At 67.9% G+C, this 15,577-nt stretch carries 14 protein-coding genes; 7 read left to right on the forward strand and 7 right to left on the reverse strand.

Annotation, left to right across the window (positions count from 1 at the left end; genetic code table 11):
* Positions 1 to 58: 58 nt before the first annotated feature.
* Entirely contained in the window at positions 59 to 1,630 is a 1,572-nt protein-coding gene (metG, locus tag ABEA39_RS07210) for a methionine--tRNA ligase (RefSeq protein ID WP_345374863.1), read from the reverse strand.
* 87 nt (positions 1,631 to 1,717) lie between these two features.
* On the opposite strand from metG, the gene ABEA39_RS07215 reads away from it, so the two are divergent.
* Positions 1,718 to 2,953, forward strand: coding sequence for an MFS transporter (locus tag ABEA39_RS07215; protein WP_345374866.1), 1,236 nt, complete (start codon positions 1,718 to 1,720; stop codon positions 2,951 to 2,953).
* Between the two features lie 141 nt (positions 2,954 to 3,094).
* On the forward strand, positions 3,095 to 3,997 hold the full coding sequence (locus ABEA39_RS07220) for a hypothetical protein (RefSeq protein WP_345374868.1): 903 nt from the start codon (positions 3,095 to 3,097) through the stop codon (positions 3,995 to 3,997).
* 62 nt (positions 3,998 to 4,059) lie between these two features.
* Here ABEA39_RS07220 and ABEA39_RS07225 read toward each other — a convergent pair whose 3' ends face one another.
* Positions 4,060 to 4,788: an SDR family oxidoreductase gene (locus tag ABEA39_RS07225; RefSeq protein ID WP_345374870.1), complete on the reverse strand. Its 729-nt coding sequence runs from the start codon at positions 4,786 to 4,788 to the stop codon at positions 4,060 to 4,062.
* 94 nt (positions 4,789 to 4,882) lie between these two features.
* On the opposite strand from ABEA39_RS07225, the gene ABEA39_RS07230 reads away from it, so the two are divergent.
* The 3 genes from ABEA39_RS07230 (at position 4,883) to ABEA39_RS07240 (ending at position 7,868) form a co-directional block, all read left to right on the forward strand.
* Positions 4,883 to 5,632, forward strand: a complete 750-nt coding sequence (locus tag ABEA39_RS07230) for a nucleoside/nucleotide kinase family protein (protein WP_345374872.1) — start codon at positions 4,883 to 4,885, stop codon at positions 5,630 to 5,632.
* Positions 5,629 to 7,131: a mannitol dehydrogenase family protein gene (locus ABEA39_RS07235; protein WP_345374874.1), complete on the forward strand. Its 1,503-nt coding sequence runs from the start codon at positions 5,629 to 5,631 to the stop codon at positions 7,129 to 7,131. The genes ABEA39_RS07230 and ABEA39_RS07235 overlap by 4 nt, the downstream gene beginning before the upstream one ends.
* 83 nt (positions 7,132 to 7,214) lie before the next feature.
* The gene (locus ABEA39_RS07240) at positions 7,215 to 7,868 is read left to right on the forward strand and encodes an AAA family ATPase (RefSeq protein ID WP_345374877.1); all 654 of its coding nucleotides are present in this window, start codon (positions 7,215 to 7,217) and stop codon (positions 7,866 to 7,868) included.
* Positions 7,869 to 7,949: 81 nt separating this feature from the next.
* Here ABEA39_RS07240 and ABEA39_RS07245 read toward each other — a convergent pair whose 3' ends face one another.
* The 4 genes from ABEA39_RS07245 to ABEA39_RS07260 form a co-directional block, all read right to left on the reverse strand.
* Positions 7,950 to 8,642, reverse strand: coding sequence for an HAD-IA family hydrolase (locus ABEA39_RS07245; RefSeq protein ID WP_345374879.1), 693 nt, complete (start codon positions 8,640 to 8,642; stop codon positions 7,950 to 7,952).
* A 72-nt stretch (positions 8,643 to 8,714) separates the two neighbouring features.
* Positions 8,715 to 9,698 (reverse strand): ABC transporter substrate-binding protein, encoded by a 984-nt coding sequence (locus ABEA39_RS07250; RefSeq protein ID WP_345374881.1) that lies wholly within the window; start codon positions 9,696 to 9,698, stop codon positions 8,715 to 8,717.
* Between the two features lie 65 nt (positions 9,699 to 9,763).
* Entirely contained in the window at positions 9,764 to 10,882 is a 1,119-nt protein-coding gene (locus ABEA39_RS07255) for an ABC transporter permease (protein ID WP_345374883.1), read from the reverse strand.
* Positions 10,879 to 11,649 (reverse strand): ATP-binding cassette domain-containing protein, encoded by a 771-nt coding sequence (locus ABEA39_RS07260; RefSeq protein WP_345374887.1) that lies wholly within the window; start codon positions 11,647 to 11,649, stop codon positions 10,879 to 10,881. Before ABEA39_RS07260 ends, ABEA39_RS07255 begins: the two co-directional genes overlap by 4 nt.
* Before the next feature lie 276 nt (positions 11,650 to 11,925).
* On the opposite strand from ABEA39_RS07260, the gene ABEA39_RS07265 reads away from it, so the two are divergent.
* Positions 11,926 to 12,927 carry a LacI family DNA-binding transcriptional regulator gene (locus tag ABEA39_RS07265; RefSeq protein WP_345374889.1) on the forward strand — a complete coding sequence of 334 codons (1,002 nt, stop codon included), beginning with the start codon at positions 11,926 to 11,928 and terminating at the stop codon, positions 12,925 to 12,927.
* Between the two features lie 18 nt (positions 12,928 to 12,945).
* Here ABEA39_RS07265 and rsmI read toward each other — a convergent pair whose 3' ends face one another.
* A complete protein-coding gene (rsmI, locus tag ABEA39_RS07270) occupies positions 12,946 to 13,761 on the reverse strand; it encodes a 16S rRNA (cytidine(1402)-2'-O)-methyltransferase (protein WP_345374891.1) in 816 nt (271 codons plus the stop codon).
* Positions 13,762 to 13,822: 61 nt separating this feature from the next.
* Here rsmI and ABEA39_RS07275 point away from each other — a divergent pair, with 61 nt between their 5' ends.
* Positions 13,823 to 15,523: a dolichyl-phosphate-mannose--protein mannosyltransferase gene (locus ABEA39_RS07275; protein ID WP_345374894.1), complete on the forward strand. Its 1,701-nt coding sequence runs from the start codon at positions 13,823 to 13,825 to the stop codon at positions 15,521 to 15,523.
* Positions 15,524 to 15,577: the final 54 nt, after the last annotated feature.

The following is a 15,577-nucleotide window of genomic DNA, read 5'->3' on the forward strand; positions in this document are numbered from 1 at the left end:
TCACCGGCGTCGAACGCCGAGCCCGGCGTGCCGCCGGTGTCGCCGGACGAGGCGCTCGTCACGCGACGTCCGACTCCGGCTGCTCGATGCGGGGGAACAGCGTCGACTCCAGCGGCGTCACCGCCGGGGCGGACGACCACTCGGGGGCGCGATCGATCGGCTGACTGGTCAGCTCGCCCTGCCCGATCGACTGCCAGAGCTTCTGCGTCGCGTCGGGGACGATGGGCGAGAGCAGGACGGTCAGCGTGCCGAGGCCGCGCAGGGCGGTGTTCAGCACGGTGCCGAGACGCTCGCGCGTCGCTTCGTCTTTCGCGAGGACCCACGGCTGCTGCTCGGTGATGTAGCCGTTGAGCACGTCGACGAGCTCCCAGATGCTCGAGACCGCCTCGTTGATGGCATAGGTGGCGATGGAGGCGTCGGCCGAGTCCGTCACCCGGATCTCGGTCTCGCGCACGGCGAGGTCGTCGGCCGTGAGCTCGCCGGCGACCGGCACCTGGCCGTCGAAGTAGCGCGTGATCATGGCGAGGATGCGAGAGGCGAGGTTTCCGAAGCCGTTCGCGAGTTCGGCCTGGTAGCGCGCCGAGATGTCCTCCCACGAGAAGTTGCCGTCTTGACCGAAGGTGATGGCGCGCATGAAGTAGTAGCGGAACGCGTCGACGCCGAAGGTCTCGGTGATCTGCTGCGGCGCGATGCCGGTCAGCTTCGACTTGGACATCTTCTCGCCGCCCACGAGCAGCCAGCCGTGGCCGAAGACGTTCTTCGGCACCGGCAGCCCGGCGGCCATGAGCATGGCGGGCCAGATGACGGCGTGGAAGCGGGCGATGTCCTTGCCGACGAGGTGCATGGCCGGCCAGCGGCGGTCGAACTCCTCCTGGTCGACGCCGTAGCCGATCGCCGTGACGTAGTTGAGCAGAGCGTCGAACCAGACGTAGACGACGTGCTTCTCGTCCCACGGCACCTTGATGCCCCAGTCGAAGGAGGCCCGGGAGATCGACAGGTCGCGCAGACCCTGCTTCACGAACTGCACGATCTCGTTGCGCACGCTCTCGGGTTGGACGAAGTCGGGCTGCGACTCGTACAGGTCGAGCAGCGGCTTTTCGAAATCGCTCATGCGGAAGAAGTAGTTGCTCTCCTTCAGCAGTTCGACCGGCTTGGAGTGGATGGCACAGACGAGCTCGCCTTCGAACGGGCCGGTGCCGTCGACGAGGTCGGACTGCTGCTTGTACTCCTCGCAGCCGACGCAGTAGTAGCCCTCGAACTCGCCCTGGTAGATGAAGCCGTCGTCGTAGAGCTTCTGCAGGAACTTCTGCACGCCCTCTTCGTGGCGGGCGTCGGTGGTGCGGATGAAGTCGTCGTTGGAGATGTTGACCGTCTGGAGCAGGGGCTTCCAGCTCTCCTCGACGAGCTTGTCGGCCCAGGCCTTGGGCGTGACGTCGTGGCTGGTGGCCGTGCGGAGGATCTTCTGGCCGTGCTCGTCGGTGCCGGTGAGCAACCAGGTGTCGTCGCCACGCTGGCGGTGCCAGCGCGCGAGCACGTCGGCGGCCACCTCCGTGTACGCGTGACCGATGTGGGGCACGTCGTTGACATAGAAGATGGGGGTCGTGATGTAGAAGGAGTCGCCAACGGGCATGGGGACCATACTAAAGCCGTGGCGGCGGTGTTACGGGCCGGTGCCGGGGCACCCTCGAGACGACCCGACTCGCTACCCTGGAGCCCTATGCCCCATTCCCGGCGCGCCACGGCTCTCGGCCTTCTCTCTCTCACGTTCTCGACGTTCATCGCGTTGACTTCCGAGCTGCTCCCCGTCGGCCTGATCCCACAGATCGCCGACGCCACCCGGGTCTCGCAGGGCACCGCCGGTCTCACCGTGTCGGTCTTCGCAGTGTGCGTCGCAGTGCTCGCCGTCCCGTTGGCCCGCGCCACCGACAGGTTCCCGCGCAAGTGGTTGCTCGTGACAGTCATCCTCGTCTACGCCTTGTCCGACGTCATCGTGGCGGTGGCTCCCGACTTCGCCGTCCTCCTGGTCGGCCGTGCCGTGGGAGGCATCGGCCACGCCGTCTTCTACTCGGTGGTCACGAGCTATGCGAGCCGTCTCGTCGCCCCGAATCTGGTCGGCCGCGCCATGACGGTGGCATTCGCCGGTGGCTCGTTGGGCAGCATCCTCGGGGTGCCGATCGCGACCGGCATCGGCTTGGCGTACGACTGGCGGACTGCGTTCGTCGTCATGGCGCTGGCCGCGACGGCACTGGCGCTCGTCATCGCGGCCGTCGTGCCGACCGTCGAGAACGCAGGAGTCGCCACCACCGGCACGATCTCTCAGCGAGCCTGGTGGCGGGCCGGCCTCCTCGCCGTGGGTGCCGTCAACACGCTCCTGTTCGTCGGCCAGCACTTCGCCTACACGTACATCACGGCCCTGCTGCGAGTCGCAGGGGTCACCGAACACGATCTGAGCCCGGTCCTGTTCGGCCTGGGCGTCGTGAGCGTCGGCGGCCTGATCTCGTCGGGCGCTTTCGTCGACACCAAGCCGCGACTCGGCGCCCTCCTGCACATGTCGGCCATCGTCGTCGCCCTGGCCGCGCTCGGACTCTTGCTCCTGCTCGGCCTCGGGCTCCCGGCCCTCGTCGCCGTCGCCGTGTGGAACGTGGCGTTCGCCGGTGTCGGCACGTTCATGATGACCGCCGCGATCCGGACCGGTATCGCCTCACCGAGCGTCGCGGGCGCTTTCATCAACTCGACCAGCAACGTCGGCATCACCATCGGATCCGCCTCCGGAGGCGTCGCCCTGGGTCTCGCCGGGCCCTGGGTCCTCCCGGTCGTCGGAGCCGCGGTCTGCGCCGCTGCTCTTGTCGTGATGGTAGTCGCGAGACAGGGCTTCCCGTCGAAGCCCCACCGTGAGCTCAGCCTCAACACCACCGGTTCGATCCGAACGATCCTCCCCCGCACCAAGGGCTGAGCCGGGCGTACCGCCCGGTTCCGGAGGCATCCTCGGATCCCCCTTCTCCTTGCTTTGTCATCGAGGTCATGCTTCACTGATGTCATCGGTGACATGGTTGCGACCGAGCGCAAAGAAGCGACCCAGACCAAGGAGAGAGCAATGACGATCACCACCTCGAACGAACTCACTACTCAGGAGCGGCGCGGGCTCGCGGCCATCTCGACGGACGCCGGCCACATCCTCATCGTGGCCGCCGACCAGCGGAACAGCATGAAGGCCGTCATGCAGGACGCACCCGACGGTACGTCCGCAATCACCACCGAGGAACTCGCCTCGGCCAAGGCGGATCTCGTGACCTTCCTCGCCAACAAAGGCCCCGCTATCCTCCTCGACCCCGAGGTGGCGCTCCCGGCGATCCCGAACTCGGGCGTCCTCAGCCGCGACACCGCCCTGGTGGTCGGCCTCGACTCGTCCGGCTTCGAGACGGTGGACGGCCTCAAGTACACGACCTTCGTGCCCGGCCTTACTCCTCGCCGCGCCCGTGAGCTCGGCGCCGACGTCATCAAGATGCTCTGGTACACGCGCCCGGACAAGCAGGGCCTCGACGATCGCGTCGCCGACGAGATCCGTTCACTGACCGAAGCCGCCGAGAAGGAGGGCATCCTCCTCATCGTCGAGCTCCTGACCTACCAGCTCGAGGGCGAGTCGGACGAGGAGTACAAGGCCGCGTTCCCGCAGCTGGTCGCCGACGGAGCCGCACTCGCAGTGGCCTGCGGCACGAAGCTACTGAAGATCCAGTACCCCGGCTCCTCCGAGGGCGCCGAGCTCGTCAACCGGGCCGCCGCCGGTGTCCCATGGGCCGTTCTCTCGGCCGGCGTCGACCACGAGACGTTCATCGTGCAGGTCCGTGACGCCATGGCCCACGGCGCCGCGGGCGCGATGGCCGGCCGGTCGCTCTGGAAGGACGCCCTCTCCGTAGACCCCGCCAAGCGTCAGGACCTGCTCACCACGAAGGCGCTCCCCCGCCTTCTCGAGCTCCGCGCAGCCGTCGACGGCGAATAGTCCCGAACGACGAAGGCCGCATTCCTACGGGGGATGCGGCCTTCGTCGTCCCGCAACGACCGCTACACGTTCGTGTAGCCGCCGTCGATGGGCAGCGAGACGCCCGAAATCATGCCCGCGTCGTCGCTGAGCAGGAACTCGATCGGTCCGGCGATGTCGTCCTCGGTCGCCCATTTGCCCAGAGGCATGCGTTCGAGGGTCGGTCCCTCGATCTCGGGACGACCCCAGTACCACGCCGACATCTCGGTCATGACGACGGTCGGGTTCACCGAGTTGACGCGAATGCCGTACTTCCCGAGCTCGAGGGCGGAGACCCGGGTGATGTTGTCGAGGGCCGCCTTCGACGAACCGTAGGAGATGTGGCCGACGAGCGCGACGAGAGAAGCCTGCGAGGACACGTTGACGATCGCCCCGCCCCGTCCGAGCCGGATCATCGAGGCGGCGGCGTACTTGGTGACGAGCAGCGACCCTCGGGCGTTGATGGCGATGACCTTGTCGAAGACGTCGATGTCGGTGTCGACGGGGCTCGCGATCTCGCCGCCCCAGCCGCCGCAGTTCACGACGCCCCAGAGATCGCGCCCCTCGATGGCGGCCCGGACCTCGTCCTCGCTCGTGAGGTCGAACGGCAGCGACTCGACGCCGGTCTCGGCCACGATGGGCTCGAGTCCCTCTGCCGTGCTGCCCGAGGCGATGACGTCGGCCCCGGAAGCGACGAGTCGACGCACTGTCGCACCGCCGATCCCTCCGCTGGCTCCGGTGACGAGGATCGTGCGACCGGTGAAGTCGGCCATGTGGTGCTCCGTTCTGGTTCGTGCCCACGACATCGATGTCGTGCGGGGAAGTTCCATCTTGACATCGATGACACGCGGAATCTACGGTTCACCTGTGACCAGCGCAGATCTCGAAGGAACGCGTCGTTTCGACCTCGACGCGTTGGTGGAGCGCGCACGGCGCCTAGCGAGTGCGGGGGAACGCCGCATCCTGGGCATCACCGGGACGCCGGGGGCCGGCAAGACGACCCTGAGCACAGCCTTGATCGACGCGCTCGGCGGAGATGCGGTCCTGATCGGTATGGACGGCTTCCACTTCGGCAGCACCGAGCTCCTCCGCCTCGGACGTCGCGGACGCAAAGGCGCGCCCGACACGTTCGACACCGACGGCTACGTCTCCCTCCTGCACCGCCTGAGCAGGCAGCGCGAAGGCGACGAGACCATCTACGCGCCGCTGTTCGATCGTGGCCTGGAAGAGCCGGTCGGGAGCAGCGTCCCTGTCGCCGCGGAAGTGCGGCTCGTCGTCACGGAGGGCAACTACCTGCTGCTCGAGAGCGGAGGCTGGGGCGGCGTCTCGCCCTTGCTCACAGAGTCGTGGTTCGTCTCCGTCGACGCTGAGGAGCGCCACCGCCGTCTCGTCGCGCGTCGTCTCTCTTACGGCCACGCCACGGACGCCGCCGAGGCCTGGGTGACCGACGTCGACGAGACCAACGCGGCCGTCGTCGACCGGACCGCCGGACGAGCGGATCTCGTCCTGATCTTCGACGCGACGCATCCCACGCCCCCACGATCACCGACGCGGTCCGACGCGACACCGAGGTCGACGACAGCGACGCCGCACACAGCACAAGGAGCCCCCGAATGACCCGTCTCACCGCCGCAGCCCTGCCCGAGCTCAGCGCCCGACTGCCCGTGCCCGTCTATCCGCGCGAGCGGGAGGCGACGGGCATCGTGCACATCGGCGTCGGCGCGTTCCATCGCTCGCACGAGGCGATGTTCGTCGACCGGATACTCCGATCGTCGACCGACGGATCCGCAGATTGGGGCATCTGCGGCGTGGGAATTCTCCCCTCGGACGCTGTGATGCGCGACGCCCTCGGCGAGCAGGACGGCCTCTACACCCTGGTCACCCGCTCCCCGGACGGGTCGGCAGAAGCTCGCATCATCGGCTCGCTGAAGGACTACCTGTTCGCCCCGGACGACGTGGAAGCGGTCGTCGAGCGCCTCGCATCCCCCGCCACCCGCATCGTCTCGCTCACCGTGACCGAAGCGGGCTACCCCGTGGACGACACCAGCGGCTCCTTCGACGCGACGAACCCGGCGGTGGCCGGCGACCTGGCCTCGCCCCACTCGCCGACCGGGGTCTTCGGGCTCCTGACCGAGGGGCTGCGACGACGCCGGGAGCGGGGGGTTCCCGCCTTCACCCTCATGTCGTGCGACAACATCCCCGGCAACGGCACCGTGGCCCGCACAGCGCTCACGTCGTTCGCCACCCTGGTGGACGAGTCGCTCGGCGGGTGGATCTCCGAGAACGTGGCGTTCCCGAACTCGATGGTCGACCGGATCACGCCGGCCACCACGGACGCCGGTCGCGCCGAAGTCGCTCGACGCTGGGGGGTCGAGGACTCCTGGCCCGTCCTCTCGGAGTCGTTCGAGCAGTGGGTCCTCGAGGACGACTTCCCCCTCGGTCGACCCGCCTTCGAGACGGTCGGAGTGCAGGTCGTCCCTGACGTCGAGCCCTACGAGCTGATGAAGCTGCGCCTGCTCAACGCCTCGCACCAGAACATGTCCTATCTCGGTCTGCTGGCCGGATTCGAGACGGTGCACGAGGTCTGTCGCGACACCCGGTTCGCCGAGTTCCTGCGCGGCTACATGGACGAGGAGGGCATCCCGACGCTGCGTCCCGTCCCTGGAATCGATGTCGCCGACTACTGCGACGAGCTGATCGCTCGCTTCTCCAGCGAGGCGATTGCGGACACGCTCGCTCGGCAGGTCGTCGACGGGAGCGCGCGCATCCCCAAGTTCCTGCTCCCCGTGCTGCGAGACCAGCTCGCGTCCGACGGCACCATCGACCACATCTGCCTGGTCGTCGCCGCGTGGAGCGTCTGGCTGGCGAAGGACGAGGGCGTCGTCGACGCCCGTCACGACCGGGTCGTGGCCGCGGCCCGGCTCGAGGAGACGGAACCGGGCGCCCTGCTGGACGTGACGGAGGTCTTCGGCCCGCTCGGCACGAGCACGCGCTTCCGTGACGGCTACCTCGCCGCCCGGCGGCTGATCCTCGCCGACGGTCCTTTCGCCGGACTCGCCAGCGTGACGCGCTCCGCGCGTTTCCGTGCAGATGCATCCGACGGATCAGTGACTTGACATCGATGACTCCCTCGACGGATCATTGACGTGATGTCATCGATGACATAGCTTTCAGATCGACCATGAGGAGACGAACGACGATGTCCACCACCCCTGGTAACGCCCCTGCATCCACGTCGAGCCTCGACCGGTCGACCATCGGTCGACGAGCCACCGGCCGAGCGATTCTGGTCTCCGGGGTACCGGCGAGCGGCAAGACGTCCTTCGGGCGGGAACTCGCGCGAAGCCTGGGGTGGGCTCTTCTCGACCTCGACACGGTCACCAATCCCTTGTTCGAGTACGTCGGGGGCGAGTTCCTCGTCGACGTGCCCACGGCCGATGCGCCCACCCGGGCCACCGTCAACGACGTCCGCTACCAGTGTCTCTTCGACACGGCCGCCGAGGTCATGGACGTCGGCACGAGCGTCGTCGTCGTCGCCCCCTTCACGTCGGAGCGCACCTTCCCGGCGTCGTGGGAGCGCATGTGCGAGCGCCTCGGCGTCCCCGCCGAGGACGTCACGCTGGCCTGGGTCGACACGCCCGCCGAGGAGGTCGTCGCACGCATGACGAACCGCGGCGCCGATCGTGACCTCGACAAGATCGCGCGGCCCCGCGTCTTCCTGACCCCCGACGTCATGAAGGCACCGGGCGTTCCGTACCTCCGAGTCGACGGCCTGCTGGACGTCGAGTCGCAGATCCGGGCGTTCTCCGCCGTCTACGAAAGCACGCCGGCCTCCTCGGAGCTCGCCGGCTGAGCTCGGCACGATCGTCGTCGTGAGGCGAGAAGGGGCCCTGCCGAATCGGCGGGGCCCCTTCTCGGTTCGTCGACGACGTCGTCAGGCTCGCGCCGGCCGAGGGGTCCCCTTTTCGACGATCTCCACCCGCACCCCGCCGTCGACCGGAACGAAGCGCACGAGCTCCAGGGTGTCGATCACGAGGTCGGCCTCGAGCTCGTTCGCTTCGTGGGTTCCCACGACGGCGAGAGTGGTCATTCCCGCCGCTCGGCCCGACTGGAGACCGGCGGGGGCGTCCTCGACCACCAGCACCCGGGTGGGGTCGACGCCCAGCCGCGTGGCCCCCAGGAGGAAGGGCTCCGGATCGGGCTTGCCGTGGACGATGTCCGAGGCGGTGACGATCGTGGCGGGCCGATGGACGCCGGCCGCTTCCATCCGAGCCTCGGCCAGCGGCGTCGAACACGACGTGACGATCGCCTTGCGCTCACCCGGAACGGCGTCGAGGGCCTCGTTGGCACCGGGCAGCATCGTGACGTCGTGGATCTCCTCGATCTCGATGGCCTGAATGCGTGCGGCGCCCTCGTCGACACGGTCGGCCGGGAGCAGCTCGGCGGCGATCTCACCGGCGGGCTTGCCGTGGCCGACCGTGTCTCGGAAGTTCTCCGGGAGACCCTGCTCTCTCCCCCAGCGAGCCCACGAACGGTTCACTGCGGGCGTGGAGGCGACGAGCGTGCCGTCCATGTCGAAGAGCACGGCCTCGAAAACGGTGCCGTCGATAGGGCGCGATGATGTCATGCCTCTACCTTCTCAATAGAAGACGACGACGGCCGCGCCCCGAGGGGACGCGGCCGTCGTCGTCGAGCGGACTCAGCAGGTGGTCTTGTAGACGTAGTCGGCGCCCTCGCCGTCGAGGTTGTCCTTCGTGATGGTGAAGAAGCCCGTCGGGATCTTGGCGGTGACCTTCTCGCCCTTGATGGCGGCCACGGCCTGCTCGACCGCATCCTTGCCGATCAGGGCGGGCTGCTGGGCGATGAGCGCCTGGACGGTGCCGTCCTTCAGCTGGGTGACGGCGTCCGCGCCGGCGTCGAACCCGACGACCTTGACCGAGTCCTGCTTGCCAGCCTGGCGGATGCCCGTGGCGACTCCCTGGGCGGCGAACGTGTTGGCTGCGAAAACACCGACGATGTCGGGATCCTTCGCCAGCGCCGCCGTGGTCAGCTTCGCGGCGGTCGCCGGGTCGTTGTGCGAGTACTGCACACCGAGGTAGCTGTAGGCGGAGTCCGCCTTGGCCGCCTTCTCGAAGCCCTCGACGCGAGCGTCCGCCGTCGAGACACCGGGGTCGGTGGAGATGACGAGGACCTTGCCGCCGCTGGGCGACAGGGACTTGATCGCCTTGAACGCCGCTTCGCCGCCACCCTCGTTGTCGGAGGAGATGGAGGAGGTGGCGAAGGACGGGTCCTTCACCGTCGTGTCGACGAGGACGACCTTGACCCCGGCCGCGGTAGCAGCCTTGAGGGGGGCCTGCATCGCGGAGGTGTCGGTCGGGGCGATCAGGATGGCGCCCGGCTTGGTGGCCACGACGGAGTCGACGATCGGCTTCTGCAGTGTCGGGTCGAACTTCGCGGGGCCCTGCGTGTTGACCGTGACGCCGAGCTTCTTGGCTTCGGCGTCCACTCCGCATTGCATGGTCACGTAGAAGGGATCGCCGGCGACGCCCTGGATGAACGTGAGTTTGATGTTCTTGGCACTGCTGGTGCCGCCTGCGGACGAACCGGAGGCGCAACCGGTGAGGGCCAGCGCTGTGACCGCTCCGACGGCCATGATCGCGAGGACGGGTCGCTTCAACTTCATTGTTTCTGCTCCTAGATGGTGGTGCTGTGGGTGATGACGGGGTGGGGGACAGCGAGGAAAGGGGACTAGTTCTTGGATCGTCGGAGGAGGCCGGTCAGGGACGCGGTGCGCATTCCACCGCCGCCACGGGAGGCCGCCGTCCGCCGACGCTGGTCGATGTACACGGCGACGACGAGCACGAAGCCGACCGCGACCTGCTGCCAGAAGGGCTGGACGCCGATGATGACGAACCCGTTCTGGAGGAACGCGGGGATACACAGGCCGACCGCCGTGCCGAAGATCGTGCCCACGCCGCCGAGGACGCTGGTGCCGCCGATGACGACCGCCGCGATCACGTTGAGGTTGGTCTGCGACTGACCGGCGATGGCTGTCGTCCCGAACTGGGCGAGGGACAGGAGACCCGCGAACCCGGCGAGGCCGCCGGAGAGCGCGTAGACGGAGATGAGTTGGCGGTCGACCTTGACGCCGACGCGGCGAGCCGCCTCCTCGTTCGAGCCGAGGACGAAGGTGTGGAGTCCGAACTTCGTCCGGTGCAGGATGATGCCGAACACGACCAGGAAGACGATGGCGATCACCGAGATGAGGGGGAGCGTCGTGCCCACGAGGTTGCCGTAACCGATGTTGTCGGACAGGACCGCCGGGACGGCCGTGATGTCCACACCGCCGGTGATGACCTGAGCGAGCCCCAGTGCCGCTCCGAGCGAGCCGAGCGTGACGATGAGAGGCGGGACCTTCGCCTTGGCGATCAGCCACCCGTTGAGGGATCCCCAGGCGAGTCCGGAGGCGAGGGCGACGACCAGGCCGACCAGGGCGGTGCCCCAACCGTCACCGCCGACGAAGATCATGGCCTTCGCCGAGACGACACCCGAGAAGACCAGAACCGAGCCGACGGAGAGGTCGATACCGGAGGTGATGATGACGAAGGTGCTGCCGATTCCGAGCACGCCGAGGATCGACATGTTCTGGATGACCTGCCGGAGGTTCGTCCACTGAGGGAACGCCGTCGGAGCCATAACCGTGAAGATGATGAAGATCACGACCAGGACGAGCAGGATCTGGAAGGCCTGGACCCGCAGGATGCGACGCAGGGCTCCGACCGGGGTGTCGGCATCCACGGCATTCGGATTGGCGCGGCTGGAGCCGGGGTCGGTCGTGGTCGGCTTGGCGGGGGTGTGGACGCTCATTTTGCTGCTCCTACGATCGCGCCGGTCATTGCCCCGACCAGCTCTTCCATGTTCGTTTCGGACGCCTTGAACGTCGCGATGCGCGTGCCGAGGCGAAGCACCTCGACACGGTCGGCCACTTCCATGACGTGAGGCATCGAGTGAGTGATGAGGACGACCGCGACGCCCTTGTCACGGACTCGCCGAATGCTCTCCAACACGTTCTTGGTCTGCACGACGCCGAGTGCGGCGGTGGGCTCGTCCAGGAAGACGACACCCTTCGCCCAGGCGACTGCACGAGCGATGGCGATCGCCTGACGTTGACCACCCGACATCGAGCCGACCGGCGACGTCAGGCTCCGGACGGTCGCGCCGAGATCGTCGAACGCGGCACGCGATCTCTTCGCCATGGTCTTGTTGTCGAGGAACCCCAGCTTGCCGGCGAAGCCGTCGGCCATGATCTCCCGGCCGAGGAACATGTTCTGGACGGGGTTCAGATGCGGCGCCAGAGCGAGGTCCTGGTAGACCGTCTCGATTCCGAGCTGGTTGGCCGCGGTCGGGCTGGTCAGGTCGACCCGACCTCCTGCGTAGAAGATTTCGCCCGAATCGAGCGCGAGGCTCCCGGAGAGGGCTTTCACCAGAGTGGATTTGCCGGCGCCGTTGTCGCCGATGAGGGCGACCACCTCGCCCGGGTAGATCTCGAAGTCGCAGTTGTCGAGGGCACGCACGTTGCCGAAGCTGCGAGTCAACCCCTTGGCTTCGAGGATGGGAATTTGTCCGACGGTCATGGCGTCTCTCTCCAGGTTTCTGGGTTGGAGGGCTCACGAAGTCGCACACGTCTCGGCTGCGTCCTCGAAGCTCGATCTCCCGTATCCGGGACCCGGCATCGGGTCTCGCATCGGTTGGTGTCATGAAACTAACCGCACCATGTCATCGATGTCAAGGACAATCTGCAACGAATTGGGCGATACCGTAGGGAGAGCTAGTCATCCATGACACGGCCGTCGTCGAACGCTAGGGGAATCATTCATGATGCAGCTACCGGCGGAAGCAGGAAGAACCGAATGACGACGATGCAGGACGTAGCCCTCAGGGCGGGCGTGAGCGCGAAGACCGTGTCCCGCGTATTCAACGACGATCCCCATGTGACGGACGAGACTCGACAACGCGTCACGGAGGCCATGGCCGACCTCAAGTACGTCCCGAACATGATGGCGCGCACCTTCCGCTCCGGTCGCGCATCCGTGATCGGAATCGCCGTGCCCGACATCGGCGACCCGTTCTTCGCCGCGATCATCCGCTCCGTCGACCGGGAGGCCCGCGTCCGCGGCATGTCGACCGCCGTGACGAGCCTCGGCGGCGACCCGGCGCTCGAACAGCACACGCTCGAGGCGCTCCTCCGGTTGCAGGTCAACGGGCTCGTCCTCGCCCCGATCTCGGACGACCAGTCCTATCTCGGCCCCTGGCTCGAGAACATGCCCGCCGTGTTCATCGACCGGGCGCCGTCGAAGATCACTGCCGACAGCTTCGTCGAGGACGACTTCGGCGGTGCCTTCCTCGCCACGAGGCACCTGTTCGAACTCGGCCATCGGCGTATCGCGTTCGTCGGCGACGAGGCGTCGGTCGTGACGACCGGTCAGCGCCTCCGGGGGTATCTCGCGGCAGTCGACGAACTCGGCCTCGGAGAACATCCGGAACTCATCCGTCGCGCAGCCACCGAAGACGCAGCCGAGGCCGTCACCAGCCTTCTGGCCGAGCCGGACGCGCCCACGGCGATCTTCTCGTCGAACGCCCGCACCTCGCTCGAGGTCTTCCCTGCACTCCAGCGCTCCGACCGCACCGACGTAGCCCTCATCAGTTTCGGCGACTTCCCCATGGCCGCAGCGCTGCAACCGTCTGTCTCCGTCATCGACCAAGACCCGGACCGCCTCGGTCGTCTCGCGACCGAGCGCCTGTTCGCGCGACTGGAGACGCCCTCGAAGCGACTGAAGCGCACGACGGTACTCCCGGTGACTCTCATCGAGCGCGGGTCGTCGAAGGTTCCGGCGAGGCCCTCCGCCGACTGATCGCCCGAGGGCGCTTCTTCACCGCGCGGCGAGCGCCCCCTGATACAGATCACGCTTCGAGAGCCCGGTCGCGTCGGCGACTTCGGACGCCGCATCCTTCAATCGATCTCCGGCGGCGACCGCGGCCAGCACCAGCACGACGCCGTCGGCAAGCTCGACCTCGCGCTCCGGCGCCCCCTCGATCACGATGCAGATCTCTCCGCGGACCCCCTCGGCGGCCCAGGCGGCGAGCTCGGCGGCCGACCCGCGCCGGACCTCTTCGTGCAGCTTGGTCAGCTCGCGGCAGACCACGACGCGACGGTCCGCTCCCATCGCCGTGACGACGTCGGCCAGCGACTCCCCCAGGCGGTGCGGCGACTCGAAGAAGACCATGGTGCGGCGCTCGTCGGCGAGCAGACCGAGGCCCTTGAGGCGATCGCCCTGCTTGCGCGGCAGGAAGCCCTCGAAGGTGAAACGGTCGGTCGGCAGACCCGCCACGGCGAGCGCCATCAGCACGGCGCTCGGGCCGGGCAGAGCCGTCACGGTCACCCCCGCGGCCGCCGCCGCCTCGACCAGAGGGAATCCCGGGTCGCTGATCGCGGGCATGCCGGCGTCGGTCAGCACGAGCACGTCGACCGTGCGGGCGAGCTCGACGATCTCGGCCGCCTTCTCTCGTTCGTTGTGCTCGTGGAGGGCGATGAGACGGGGCCGGTTCTCGATGCCGAGGGCCCGCATCAGGTGGATCGCCGTGCGGGTGTCCTCCGCCGCGATCACCTCGGTGTTGGTCAGCGCTTCGACGAGACGGGTGGAGGCGTCCCCGAGGTTTCCGATGGGGGTGGCGGCGAGAACGATCACGCGTTCATTCTCGCGCAGAGCGGCGCGCGTTCCCCTTGCCCGGCCCCTCTACGATGGCGGGATGACCTCTGGGCCCGGTGGCGACTTCGACGAGCTCGTCTCCGCGCAGAACGGCGTGATCGGGCACGACGTCGCGACGACCGGCACCCTCACCGCGGCCCAGCCGAAGCACGCCTTCCCCGACCACGTCGACCGTACGCACCGCTCGACCCGGCTCGACGCCTGGTGGGGCCGTGTCCTCGGCACTCCGGCCCGGCAGCGCGCGTGGACCTGGATCGGTCCGGCTCTCGTCACGATCCTCGCGGCGGTCCTCCGCCTCTGGCACCTCGGCCATCCGAACACACTGGTCTTCGACGAGACCTACTACGTGAAAGACGCCTGGTCGCTGTGGAACCTGGGCTACGAGGGCTCCTGGCCCGCGAACCCCGACCCGCAGTTCGCGGCCGGGAAGGTGAACATCTTCCTCCAGGCCGGGTCGTACGTGGCGCATCCCCCGCTCGGAAAATGGATCATCGGTCTGGGCATGGCCGTCGTCGGCCCCACGAACCCGGCGAGCTGGCGCATCTCGACGGCGGTCGTCGGCATCCTGTCGGTCCTGATCGTGACGCTCCTGGCCCGCCACCTGTTCCGGTCGAACGTGCTCGGAGTTCTGGCCGGGTTCCTGATGGCGATCGACGGCAACGCCATCGTCATGTCGCGGGTCTCGCTGCTCGACAACTTCGTGATGTTCTTCGCCCTCCTCGGGTTCTCCGCGATCCTGCTCGACCGGCGGTGGACGGCGCGGAGGCTGGAACGCTGGGTCACCCGGATGGACCACGCGGGGCGCGACCTGACCTGGGGCCCGGTGCTGTGGTGGCGGCCGTGGCTCATCGCGGCCGGGCTAATGCTCGGCGCCGCCTCCGCGGTGAAGTGGAACGGCGTCTACTTCCTGGCCGCCTTCGCGATCTACTCAGTGGCAGTCGACATGGCCGCTCGCCGCCGCGCCGGCGTCGAGTTCTGGGGCACGGGCACGATCTTCCGGCAGGGCCCCGCGACGTTCCTCCTGATGGTTCCGATCGCGCTCGCCACCTACCTCGCGAGCTGGACCGGCTGGTTCGTCACGAAGGGCGGCTACTACCGCGAGTGGATCGCGCAGGGCGGCGAGCGCTGGAAAGGCGCCCTCGCCTGGGTGCCCGACAGCGTGCAGAACTTCTGGCACTACCAGGCGAGCATCTACCAGTTCAACGTCGGCCTCTCGACCCCGCACCCGTACCAGGCCAACCCCCTGCTGTGGCTCCTCATGCAGCGCCCGACGAGCATGTATTACCTCGGGCTGTCGAAGGGACAGGCGGGATGCACGACCGACCGCTGCGGCGAGGCGATCACGGGCATCGCCAACCCCCTGATCTGGTACGCGGCCGTGCTGGCCTCCGCCTACCTCGTCTACCGGCTGGCGCGCTACCGCGAGTGGCGCTACGGGCTGATCCTCGCGGGCCTCGGCGCCGGCTACCTGCCCTGGCTGATGTACCTGCACCGCACGGTGTTCCAGTTCTACACGATCGCCTTCGAGCCCTATCTGATCCTCGGGCTGGTGGCCGTGTGCGGCATCATCCTCGGCAAGCGGACGGACGCCTGGAATCGACGACTGTCGGGAATCCGGGTCGTGGGGATCCTCGTCGTCCTGTCGGCGCTGCTGTCGATCTACTACTACCCGATGTGGACGGCGACGCTCGAGAACTGGCCGTTCATCAACTCGCACTACTGGCTGCTGAGCTGGAAGTAGCTCGCAGTCTTCCCGCGGCGGCTCGGCCCGCTTCCAGTGGCGAGGCCTGCTAGC

Origin of the sequence: Frondihabitans cladoniiphilus, from assembly GCF_039544345.1 — a bacterium.
Classification (GTDB): domain Bacteria; phylum Actinomycetota; class Actinomycetes; order Actinomycetales; family Microbacteriaceae; genus Frondihabitans; species Frondihabitans cladoniiphilus.

Excerpts from the sequence above, each read along its gene's own strand:
- ABEA39_RS07255 (WP_345374883.1), bottom strand. The coding sequence starts at position 10,882 with ATGAGCGTCCACACCCCCGCCAAGCCGACCACGACCGACCCCGGCTCC.
- ABEA39_RS07245 (WP_345374879.1), bottom strand. The coding sequence starts at position 8,642 with ATGACATCATCGCGCCCTATCGACGGCACCGTTTTCGAGGCCGTGCTC.
- ABEA39_RS07220 (WP_345374868.1), top strand. The coding sequence starts at position 3,095 with ATGACGATCACCACCTCGAACGAACTCACTACTCAGGAGCGGCGCGGG.
- ABEA39_RS07240 (WP_345374877.1), top strand. The coding sequence starts at position 7,215 with ATGTCCACCACCCCTGGTAACGCCCCTGCATCCACGTCGAGCCTCGAC.
- ABEA39_RS07250 (WP_345374881.1), bottom strand. The coding sequence starts at position 9,698 with ATGAAGTTGAAGCGACCCGTCCTCGCGATCATGGCCGTCGGAGCGGTC.
- ABEA39_RS07275 (WP_345374894.1), top strand. The coding sequence starts at position 13,823 with ATGACCTCTGGGCCCGGTGGCGACTTCGACGAGCTCGTCTCCGCGCAG.
- ABEA39_RS07225 (WP_345374870.1), bottom strand. The coding sequence starts at position 4,788 with ATGGCCGACTTCACCGGTCGCACGATCCTCGTCACCGGAGCCAGCGGA.
- ABEA39_RS07235 (WP_345374874.1), top strand. The coding sequence starts at position 5,629 with ATGACCCGTCTCACCGCCGCAGCCCTGCCCGAGCTCAGCGCCCGACTG.
- metG (WP_345374863.1), bottom strand. The coding sequence starts at position 1,630 with ATGCCCGTTGGCGACTCCTTCTACATCACGACCCCCATCTTCTATGTC.
- ABEA39_RS07260 (WP_345374887.1), bottom strand. The coding sequence starts at position 11,649 with ATGACCGTCGGACAAATTCCCATCCTCGAAGCCAAGGGGTTGACTCGC.
- ABEA39_RS07265 (WP_345374889.1), top strand. The coding sequence starts at position 11,926 with ATGACGACGATGCAGGACGTAGCCCTCAGGGCGGGCGTGAGCGCGAAG.
- ABEA39_RS07215 (WP_345374866.1), top strand. The coding sequence starts at position 1,718 with ATGCCCCATTCCCGGCGCGCCACGGCTCTCGGCCTTCTCTCTCTCACG.